This is a genomic window from Acidimicrobiales bacterium, assembly GCA_035531755.1.
Classification (GTDB): Bacteria; Actinomycetota; Acidimicrobiia; order Acidimicrobiales; family UBA8190; genus DATKSK01.
The window spans coordinates 170,714-181,100 of the sequence record DATKSK010000030.1 but is presented as its reverse complement, the minus strand read 5'-3'; the positions used below and the strand labels follow the sequence as shown (position 1 = coordinate 181,100).

9 protein-coding genes are annotated in these 10,387 nt (G+C 71.7%); 4 read left to right on the top strand and 5 right to left on the bottom strand.

Going from position 1 to position 10,387, the window contains the following annotated elements; all coding sequences use genetic code 11:
- Both VMV22_06850 and VMV22_06845 read right to left on the bottom strand, forming a co-directional pair.
- A partial coding sequence (locus VMV22_06850; GenBank protein HUY22042.1) for a hypothetical protein occupies nucleotides 1-540 on the bottom strand: 540 nt, incomplete at its 3' end.
- A 728-nt stretch (nucleotides 541-1,268) separates the two neighbouring features.
- Nucleotides 1,269-1,535 (bottom strand): hypothetical protein, encoded by a 267-nt coding sequence (locus VMV22_06845; GenBank protein HUY22041.1) that lies wholly within the window; start codon nucleotides 1,533-1,535, stop codon nucleotides 1,269-1,271.
- A 368-nt stretch (nucleotides 1,536-1,903) separates the two neighbouring features.
- On the opposite strand from VMV22_06845, the gene VMV22_06840 reads away from it, so the two are divergent.
- From VMV22_06840 to VMV22_06830, 3 genes are all read left to right on the top strand, one after another.
- Complete coding sequence (locus VMV22_06840) at nucleotides 1,904-2,710, top strand: hypothetical protein (protein ID HUY22040.1); 807 nt, start codon at nucleotides 1,904-1,906, stop codon at nucleotides 2,708-2,710.
- A 291-nt stretch (nucleotides 2,711-3,001) separates the two neighbouring features.
- On the top strand, nucleotides 3,002-5,032 hold the full coding sequence (locus tag VMV22_06835; protein HUY22039.1) for a right-handed parallel beta-helix repeat-containing protein: 2,031 nt from the start codon (nucleotides 3,002-3,004) through the stop codon (nucleotides 5,030-5,032).
- 411 nt (nucleotides 5,033-5,443) lie between these two features.
- A complete protein-coding gene (locus tag VMV22_06830; protein ID HUY22038.1) occupies nucleotides 5,444-5,941 on the top strand; it encodes a VOC family protein in 498 nt (165 codons plus the stop codon).
- Nucleotides 5,942-6,018: 77 nt separating this feature from the next.
- On the opposite strand, the gene VMV22_06825 is transcribed toward VMV22_06830, so the two are convergent.
- Nucleotides 6,019-7,218 (bottom strand): aminotransferase class V-fold PLP-dependent enzyme, encoded by a 1,200-nt coding sequence (locus VMV22_06825; protein ID HUY22037.1) that lies wholly within the window; start codon nucleotides 7,216-7,218, stop codon nucleotides 6,019-6,021.
- Complete coding sequence (locus tag VMV22_06820; protein HUY22036.1) at nucleotides 7,187-7,933, bottom strand: helix-turn-helix domain-containing protein; 747 nt, start codon at nucleotides 7,931-7,933, stop codon at nucleotides 7,187-7,189. Before VMV22_06820 ends, VMV22_06825 begins: the two co-directional genes overlap by 32 nt.
- A 73-nt stretch (nucleotides 7,934-8,006) precedes the next feature.
- Between VMV22_06820 and VMV22_06815 the strand changes: the two genes are divergently transcribed.
- Nucleotides 8,007-9,197 carry an Mrp/NBP35 family ATP-binding protein gene (locus VMV22_06815; GenBank protein ID HUY22035.1) on the top strand — a complete coding sequence of 397 codons (1,191 nt, stop codon included), beginning with the start codon at nucleotides 8,007-8,009 and terminating at the stop codon, nucleotides 9,195-9,197.
- On the opposite strand, the gene VMV22_06810 is transcribed toward VMV22_06815, so the two are convergent.
- Entirely contained in the window at nucleotides 9,184-10,341 is a 1,158-nt protein-coding gene (locus VMV22_06810) for an HD domain-containing protein (GenBank protein HUY22034.1), read from the bottom strand. The two genes, VMV22_06815 and VMV22_06810, sit on opposite strands and share 14 nt — an antisense overlap.
- Between the last annotated feature and the right edge of the window lie 46 nt (nucleotides 10,342-10,387).

Below are 10,387 nucleotides of genomic sequence, written 5' to 3'. Positions count from 1 at the left end.
CAGCGAGCGGTCGTCTCCCCAGTGCAGTTGGCGCAGCCGGTGGAGCAGGAAGCCGCACACGACCACTTCCTCCAGCACCCCGTTCTCCACGGCGACGAGGACGAGAACGGGGATGCGCCACCACACCGCCGGCAGACTGGTCGGCACGACACGCACGTTCAAGCCAGCGTGATATGCGCCGATGTACAGCGCGAGCCCCACGCCGCCGACCCCCGCGGCCAGAGCCGATCCCCACAGCACCTCTCTTCCCACTCGGGCCGTGTCGATGCCGATGTTCGAGACCTGCTCGCCCGATCGGGCGAGCAGGTACACGACAAGCGCCACCGGCACAAGGGCGACGAGGATGCCCACCACCTGGTAGGCGAGGTTCAGCAGTGAGCTGTTGGCCACGGCCGGTGCGTTGATTACGGCACGCTGTGAACGCAGTGGGATGCCGATCGTCAGTGAGTGGAGCAGATCGAGCACGGCGTAGGCGGCAGACGCGCCGAGAGACAGTGCCAGGACGATCCAGACCTCCGCCACCAGGGCCCTGCGGCTCACCACCTGCGATGGTGGCGAAGCCGACGAATCCAGCCGCGTGTCAGGGGCATCGAGCGTCTCGCGGCTCGTACCGCGCTCGGATTCTTCGCTATAGGCCATTCCGTCACCCACGGCGGTCGACGCTAATGCGAGGGAGGGAGCCTCGACCTGTCGTGTCGCCACAAACCGGGGGACATCGCCGGGGTGTCCCTCCGAACAGGGCAGCCCGGCCCGGGAGCAGACAACCCGGCCATCACCAGCTGCAGTGATAGCCCGTCCAAATCGATGCACGAGGGGCCAACGTAGGATTGTCCAGGACGCCCGATGCAGCCATGCGGCCAGTGGGCCGCGCCCGACCAGAGGCGTCGGGGCTCAGGAAGAAGACGACGTGGTTCATGAGGGAGAGGAGTCGAAGCGGGTACTCGGGATACCCCAGCTCCCGGGCGGCTTGCGCCGTGCGGACTACCAAACCCGTGTTCTCGGGATCCCCCGAGTCTGGATCGGCCCTCGTACCTTTGACGTCCGTCGGATTGCCCATCCCGCGCGATGGTGGAGGTGGCGTCGTCAGGTCCACCGCCTGGGGCCATACGCACCCGACTTCGACGACCGTGTTGCGTGCCCTGAAGCGTGCCCTGAGGCGTAGACAGGGACTCGTTCGGGACATCGGCCAGACCCGCGGGCCCGCAACGGATGGAGGGCCGGACCGCTCGCATCGAGCGCTCAGATAGGACTGCACACCCGTTGCGAACTCACGGGCCGATTTCCGAGACGATGGTGAGAACCAGCCATGCCGCCCCCGCAACTGCCCCGATGACGACGGGGATCAGCGCCCGCCGGGCCCCGGCCCGCTTGGCCTCGGCGCCGAAGATCACCGCTGCAACGCAAGGGACCAGGACCACCGCGACGGCAGCGAGGTCGGAAAGCAGGCTCACCCACCACGGATAGTCACCGCCGACCGGATAGCCGAGCCCGGAGATCGTGCCCTCACCCGCGGCCATGGCGACCACGAAGAACACCGGTATCAGCGCAATCGCGGCCCACGCACGAGCCAGAGAGCTCGTCGGCTTACGAGGAGCCTCGACAGGCTGGCGTCCCTGCTCGATTGTTCTCATGGTCCACCTTCCGCTCCACTTCCAGTGTTCGCCGGCCCTGTTGGGCGTGCCAGGGTCGAACGTCCTGGTTCGGGGCTCGGGAGCGACCCGGAGACGGTGGTCGACGGGCGTCTCACGCTTCATCGGAACCGGCATCGTGCTGGCTGTCCCACTACCACACGTCGGGAATCGGGCACCGATCGTGGGTGGCCCGAGCCTCGGCGGGACTTCCGGCCCTGCCGTCAGAGGCGCGCCTGACAGACGATGGGTCCTGCGGCGGAAGAAGGTTCGCGGTGCGCAGAGCAGTCGTGGCGATGGTGCTGGCGGTCCTCGTCGGTGCTTCGTGCACGAGCACGTCTACAACGAGTCCGAGTCGCACCGGCTCGACTTCGGCGAGTACGACATCTACCACCCGACCGCCGAGTGCACTGGACGATCTCACCGCGTTCTTCACCGCCGCAACCGACATCGACCAGAAGCTGAAGGCCGCGGCGACCGATGCCAACAGGGCTATCGGGACGACCGAGATCACGATCAGCCAGTCGACGCTCGACGCCATCGCCGCCGCCGACCCGACCCCGACGGCGCAGGACATCCCCGCCGGGCTCCCGCCGGACGTGTTGCTGCCCGTGCTGACAGTCCAGAGCGACCTGGTGTCGCGCTACTACGCCTTCCGTGGTTTCGTCGAGGCCCGGCCGGGAACGACGATCCCCCGAGCCAATCCCATGCCCGGCTCCCTGTCCGCCGCCGACTACCTGCTGACCTGCCTGGGCAGCGGGAGCACGGCAGCCGGCTCCTTCTCGGCCGACATGGCCGCCGCTCGCATAGCCGCGTCCCACGCACAACCCGTCGCCCCCGTCGACCCCGGCTCGCAGGCTGCCGCCGATCTCGCCATATGGCTGCGTCACATTCTCGAGGCCAACTCGGGATGTGGAGAGTGCGGCGGTTCCCGGTTCATCGCCCTTCTGCCGATCACCTGGCACCACGTCGCACCACTGGCTCCGGGAAGCGGCGCGTGGGACGGCGACATCGGGGGACTCCTGTTCGCCGCCCGATACACGCAGGCCCAGGGCTGGACCGTTCAGCTCAACGCCTGTTGAACTCCACGCCTGTTGAACTCCATGCCGACCTCACCTCGTCGAGCGCCCCTCGTATGACCGCTCTACGGGTCGCCTTCAGCACGTCGAGCGAGATCAGGTTTGCTCGCCGGGCCGGACGTGGAGCACAAGGGTCAAATGGCCCTAACGCGTGGGGCGCGAGGAGTCCTAGGGTGCCGCTACAGTGACCAGCCGGCCGACGGCTCGGGAGAATGCCACCGCGAAAGCGGGCTGCACCCCGACGCCCAATGACATCGGCTCGACGTGGTGAGAGCGAAGCGGAGGATGAGTGGTATGAACGAGAAACGATCGCGCCGAGGCATCTTGAGTGTCGTCACCGGACGCCGACTGGCCGCCGTGCCGCGCCGTTCGCCCGGACGGGCGTCGAGGCTCGTCGGGACACTGGCCATGGCGCTCGGCCTCCCGTTGCTCGTGGGCGTGGCCCTGACCGCCTCACCCGGGGTCGCTGACGCTGCGGTCTGCACGGCCAACGCGGGTGGCACCGGCCTGAGCGCGGCGCTCGTGGCCACCGCCTCGCAGCACATCACCGCGAATGTCGATGCCACCGGCTGCGACGTGGGGATCTTCGTCGGGTCCGCTGCCACGAACGTGAACATCGACACCATTACGGTGTCGGGCGCGAACGACCACGGCATCCTGGCCGTGGACACCACCGGCCTCACCATCCAGAACTCGACCGTAACGGGTAACGGGGTCGCGCCCACGAGCGGGATCGCCGAGAACAAAGGCATCGAGCTGGCCGGGACCAGCAACTCGACGATCACCGGCAACACCGTCACCGGCAATCTCGCCGACGGCGGCATCGGCATCGCCGACGACGCGGCCTCGCCCGGCATCGATCCCGGTGCGCCGAACCCCGGGACGAACAGCCCCGCCACCAACGACGTCGTGACGAACAACACCGTCTCGGGCAACTACGGCGGCTGCGGCATCGTGGTGGCTTCGTACAACCCGAGCGGAGTGAGCAACATCACCGTCGGCGGCGCCTCGGCCGGGACCGCGAACACCCTCACGGGCTCGCCGGGCCAGTTCGGCCCGCACGGCCCGGTCATCGGCGGCATCGTGGTGGCGGCGGACGCCCCGGGTGGCAACGTCGCCAACGTGACCGTGCAGGGCAACAGTGTCACCGGCTCGGGAATCCCGGGCGTCGTCGTCCACTCCAACGCCCCGGCGGCCGGACCCCTCGCCGCCGACCTGGTGACGGGCGTCAAGGTCCTCGGCAACACCATCTCCGGCAACGACTGGCTGGCCACCGACGGGCCTCCGCAGCCGGCCGGCATCATCGTCGCCGCCACGGCGGTCCCGCCGCCGGCCGGGCCGAAGCTGACCGCCACAGTGGTCAGCGGCAACACCGTCACCAACGAGTTCTACGGGGTGTGGGTCGCCGGTGCCCCCGACACCAACGCCACCACGGCTCAGAACACGATCACGGTGACCCCCGGGGGCCAAGCCGTCTTCTTCGTGCCCGACGCGGGCACCGGCTACTGGATGACCGCAAAGGACGGAGGCGTCTTCAACTACGGGACGGCCGGCTTCTACAACTCGCTGCCGGGCTTGGGCGTCCACCTCAACAACATCGCCGGCATGGTGCCCACCGCCGACCAGGGCGGCTACTGGATGGTGGGTTCCGACGGTGGGGTGTTCGCCTTGGGCGACGCCCCCTTCGTGGGCTCGATGGGCGGAAAGGCCCTCAACACCCCGATGGTGGCCATGGCCGGCACTCCCTACGCACCAGCCGTCCCGCCGGAGCAGCCGGTCACCCAGGGCAAGGGCTACTGGCTGGTGGGAGCCGACGGCGGTGTGTTCGCCTTCGGCGACGCCAAGTCCCACAACTCGCTGCCGGGGCTGGGCATCCAGGTCAACAACATCGTGGGCATCACCCCGACGTCGACCGGCCTCGGCTACTGGCTGGTGGGATCCGACGGCGGCGTGTTCGCCTTCGGCGACGCCAAGTCCTACAACTCGCTGCCGGGGCTGGGCATCCACGTCAAGAACATCGTGGGCATGGTCCCGACGTCGACGGGCAAGGGCTACTGGCTGGTGGGATCCGACGGCGGCGTGTTCGCCTTCGGCGATGCCGCCCAGCACTTCTACGGGTCGATGGGCGGCAAGAAGCTGAACGCCCCGGTGGTGGGCATGGCGGCGATGCCCGGTGACAGCGGCTACTGGCTCTTCGCCACCGACGGCGGCGTGTTCAGCTTCTCGGCCTCGTCGCCCAGCCCGTTCTTCGGGTCGCTCGGCGGGACCAAGCTCAACCAGCCCGTGTCGGGTGGCGGGGCGGTGGGAGTGACCACGGCCGCTTGACGGCACGCAGGCACCTGGCCGCAGCGCCCGGGCGCAGTGAGAGAACCTCTCAGGCGCCCGGGCGTCTGTGGCCCGGCACGTCGTTCTCCTTCGGTCACGCCCCACCCTCGAGGCCACGTGGCTCGTGGTCGGCAACCCCTCGGCATCCGCAGGCTGGTGACCCACGGTCGGGCTCAGGCGATCAGGCCGTGACCCTTCGGGCAGTGCGGACCACTCCGGTGCTCGACGATCTGCCCGACCCGGATGCGCAGGATCGCAGTGCCGTTGATCGTCACCCGCCCCCGAGCGAGTCGGCACCGACCTGCGCGGGGTCGGCGGGGTGGCAGCATCCAACGAGGTCGTGCATCGCCGGTGCCCGCTCGACCTCACGGCCGTCCCACTGAGTACAGTCCGGGGAATGCAGGCGAGCCGATGACCGAGCACGGGAGCGACATCGACCGAGGCGAGGAGTGGGAGGCCTTGAAGGCCCGCCACCTCCGGCCCCGGGGCGAACGACCAGCCTCAGCAGCCAGGGGTCTGCACCACTTCGCCCTGCTCTGTAGCGACGTCGAGCGGACCATCACCTTCTACCAGGATCTCCTGGAGTTTCCTCTGGTCGAGCTGTTCGAGAACCGCGACTACCGGGGGTCCACGCACTTCTTCTTCGACGTCGGCCACGGGAACTATCTGGCGTACTTCGACTTTCCCGGCCTGGACGTGGGGGAGTACCGCGAGGTGTTCGGGGGCCTGCACCACATCGCCATCTCGGTGACCCCCGAGCAGTGGGACCGGCTCGTGGCCAAGCTCGAAGCATCCGGGATCGAGACGCACATCGTCGGGTCCTCGGTCTACTTTCCCGGGCCCGACGGCGAGAGGCTCGAACTGCTCTCGTACCCGCTCAACGACATGTACGGCACGGTCGTGGGCTGAGCACCGCGAACACGGGAGGTCCTGGGCGATCCGCCTCGGGCCGGCGGTCGACCGCCGACCGCCGTACGCAGGGCGCGTCAGGACCGTAGGGCGCGCAGCTGGTCGACGACGCGTGGGAACGCGGCGGCGAACGCGTCGACGTCCGCGTCGGTCGTCGACCAACCGACCGACAGTCGCAGCGAGCGCTCGGCGTCGGCCCCCATGGCCTCGAGGACCGGGGAGGGCGCCAACGACTCGGACGAGCACGACGAGCCCGAGTGCGCGGCGATGCCGGCCTGGTCGAGCGCGAGGAGGACGGGCTCGGCCTCGACGCCGCCGACGGCGATGCACACGACGTGCGGCACCCGGTCGTCGGGGTCGCCGAGCACCGTGACGTCGTCGACGGACCTCGCCACCTGCAGGATCCTCGCCGTGCGGCGTCGGGCGTCCGCGGCCTCGCGGCCGAACCGGCCGGGGTCGGCCAGGACCTCGGCGGCGGCCCCGAAGCCGAGGATCCCCGGCACGTTCTCGAGGCCGCCGCGTCGGGCGCGTTCCTGCTCCCCGCCCACGAGCAGGGGGTCGACGCGCGTGCCGCGCCGGACCACCAGGGCGCCGATCCCCGGCGGCCCCCCGAGCTTGTGCGCGCTCACCGACACCAGGTCGGCGCCGAGGTCATCGAGGGCCAGGGGCACGTGCCCGGCCGCCGCGCAAGCGTCGACGTGGACGACCACGTCGTGCCGGCGGCAGACCTCCACGACCTCGGCGACGGGCTGGGTGGTGGCGACCTCGTGATTGGCGGCCTGGCAGTGGGCGAGCGCGGCACCAGGACCGTCGCGCCGCGCCCGGTCGAGCGCCTCCTCGACGACGGCCGGGTGAATGCGTCCCGTGCCGTCGACGGCCACCGCCACGACGGGCCCGGCCCGGGCCGAAGCCTCGCGCACGCTGGAGTGCTCCACGTCGGCCAGCACCGTCGGGCGCCCCGGTCGGGCCCGGGTGGCGCCCCACACCGCTGCGTTCACCGCCTCGGTGCCCCCGGACGTGAAGACGACCTGGCGCGGGCGGGTGCCGAGCAGCGCCGCCACCTGCTCGCGTGCCGCCTCCACCGCGGCGCGCACGGCGCGCCCTTCGCTGTGGACGCGGCCGGGGTCGCCGACGAGCCCGCCGGAGGATTCGAGCCAGCGCATGACCGCCGCCACCACCTCGGGGCGCGGCGGCGAGGTCGAGGCGTGGTCGAGGTAGTGGCGCGGCAGCGTCGGACCAGCTGGGTCAGACCAGCGCGGCGCAGGCGTCGTCGCCACGGGCCCTCGACGACAACACCACGGGGATGGGCCCCTCGGTCGTCGAGCCGCACAGCCCCGCCAGCAGCCCCCGCACCATGCCCCGGTCCACCGCGCAGATGACAGGGTGCGCGGTGGCCGCCTCGCCGAAGGGGCAGTGCTCGGCCACCACGGCGGTCGAGTTGCCGCGGTCCTCGGCATGGGCGGCGAAGCCGTGGGCCGTCAAGGCGTCGGCGATGGCATGCATGGCGGCGCGCAGCGACCGCTGCCCTTCGCCGGGCTCCATGCGCTCGGCCAGGACGCGCCCGTAGTCCTCGCCCACGCGCTCGGCCATGCGCTCCGCATCGGCGGGCCCCAGGAGCTCGAGGGCTTCGGCGAGGAGGGACACCAGCAGGTCGTCGCGATGCGTGACCAGGTCGAGGGTGGGGTCCCCGCCGGGCCCGTCGGCGGCGCGGAAGCGCTTGGAGGGCCGGCCCGCGCCGGCCGAGGGCGAGCGCTCGAGGCTCACCTCGAGGTAGCCGCCCGATGCCAGGCGGTCGAGGTGGTGACGGGCGACGTTCGGGTGCAGCGAGAAGGCGGCCGCCACCTCCGACGCCGTCACGCCGGGGTGCGACCGCACGTGCAGGTAGATCTCCCGACGGGTGGGATCGCCGAAGGCGGAGGTCACGGCCGCCACCGCGGCGGAGAACCGGCGGTCCGCGGGCGCGCCGGGACCGAGGTCGGGTGCGGTGTGCACACGGCTAGTCTACCTGGTGAGCCGGCCGAAAACCCCTGGTCGCGCCGCCCGACCCCCTTCGGAGAGACGCCCCGTGGCCCCCAGCGAAGCCGAAGTGCGCGACGCCGCGGCCGCGGTCGAGGACCCGGCGCTTCGGCGCAGCCTCGGCGAGCTCGGCATGCTCCGCTCGGTGCGGGCCGGGCGGCGGGAGACCTCGGTCGTCGTGGCGCTGCCCGTCGACGCCTGGCCGGCCGCCGACGACCTGGTGGCGCTGGTCGGGCAGGCCGTCGGCTCGGTCGCCGGGGCCGGCCCCGTCCGGGTCGAGCTCAGCGTCATGACCACCGACGAGCGCGCCGAGCTGCATCGCCGGCTGGCGCTCGGGCCCGGCGGCGAGCCTGTCGAGCACCTCGTGCCGGCCCGGGGGGGCCACGTCCACGGTGCCCCGGGCGGGCCTCCGGGGCCCCTCGGCCACGAGGAGGGCCGGCCCAACCGGTTCATGGCGCCCGGCTCGCGTACCCGCGTGGTCGGGATCTCCTCGGGCAAGGGGGGCGTGGGCAAGTCGTCGGTCACGGTGAACCTGGCAGTGGCCCTCGCCGCACGCGGCCACGACGTCGGGCTCCTCGATGCCGACGTCTACGGATTCTCGGTGCCGAAGATGCTCGGGGTCGGCCGGCCCCCCACGGCCATCGACGACCTGTTGGTGCCGCCCATCGCCCACGGGGTGCGCTGCCTGTCGATGGGCTTCTTCGTCCCCGACGAGCAGCCGGTGATCTGGCGCGGGCCCATGCTGCACAAGGCGCTCGAGCAGTTCCTCGTCGACGCCTATTGGGGGGAGCCCGACTTCCTCCTCGTCGACATGCCGCCGGGCACCGGCGACGTGGCCCTGTCGCTCGGGCAGTACCTCCCGCGCACGGAGATCGTGGTCGTCACCACGCCGCAGGCCGCCGCCCAGCGCGTCGCCCAGCGATCGGCGTACGCGGCCCGCAAGCTGAAGCTGTCGGTCCGGGGCGTCGTCGAGAACCTGTCGTGGTTCACCGGCGACGACGGCCGGCGCTACGAGCTCTTCGGCGCCGGCGGCGGCCAGGCGCTCGCCGACGACCTCGAGGTGCCGCTGCTCGGCCGGATCCCCCTCGTGCCCGCGGTGCGCGAGGGGGGCGACGTCGGGGTCCCGGTGCTCGTGTCGGAGCCCGGTGGGGAGGCCGCCGCCGCCTTCGACGCGCTGGCGCAACGCATGGAGGAGCTCGGGCCGGCGCGCATCTACCGGCGGGAGCTCAACGTCCGCTGACAGTGCCGATCCCGCGGGGCAGGCGCTCGGGGTCCCATCCGAGGTCCGACACGGCGATGCCCAGGGCGAAGCGGTCGGTCATCCCCGCCACGTAGGCGACGGCTTCGACCACGGCCGCGTCGCTCCCGCCGGCGAGGCCTCCGACGCCGCTGACGTCGGGGATGCGGTTGGGGTGGTCGGCGAAGTGCGACACGAGCGCCCGCAGCACCGCCACGACGGAGGCCCCCTGGGTCACCGATGCGGGGCGCAGGTAGACGTGCTCGTAGTTGCAGCTCCGGAACGCCGCCAGGGCCTCGGCGAGGTCCTCGTCCATCCCCACCCGCCCCGTCTGCAGCATCGCCCGCACCATGCCGTCGATGAAGCTCCCCAGCTGGCTCGACCGGGTGTCGCCGCAGCGGCGCAGCACCACGTCGGGGAGCAGGGCCGGCGTGACGATCCCGGCCGACACGGCGTCCTCCCAGTCGTGGCACACGTAGGCGATGCGGTCCGCCCAGCTGACGACCTCCCCTTCGGGGGTCCGGGGGGCGGGGCGCGACCACGAGTGGTTGCGGATTCCGTCGAGGGTCTCGTCGCACAGGTTGAGCCCGCTGAGCGAGACGTCCGCGCCCCACACGGCGTGGTCGAACCCGCCGGGCAGGAACACACCCAGGGCGTCCTCGCTCATGTGGCCGCCGGGGCCGTGCCCGCAGTCGTGGCCGAGGGCGATGGCCTCGGTCAGCGCCACGTTGAGGCGGCAGGCCCGGGCGATCCCCGTCGCCACCTGGGCCACCTCGAGGGCGTGGGTCAGGCGGGTGCGTTGGTGGTCCGCCGGGAAGATGAACACCTGGGTCTTGCCGGCCAGGCGGCGGAAGGAGGACGAGTGGAGGATCCGGTCCCGGTCACGCTCGAAGCAGGTGCGCAGGGCGTCGGGCTCCTCGGGCAGGGTGCGCCGGCCCCCGCCCGCCGCCCGCGTCGCCCCCGGGGCGAGGACGAGGTCCTCGACCTCCTCGCGGGCCTCCCGGCCGTGCGCGGGGACGGGGCCGTCGATGCCGAGGGTCGCACCCGAATCGGCGTGCGCCGTGCGGACGCCCTGGTCGCCGTGCCCGGCCATGGTGGCCGCCCACCGGCGGGCCCGCTCGGTCGTCGTGACCGGAGTCGGCTCCATGGGCTTTAGTGTGGCCCACAGTTGTATGGTCGGTCGCCACCCGGGC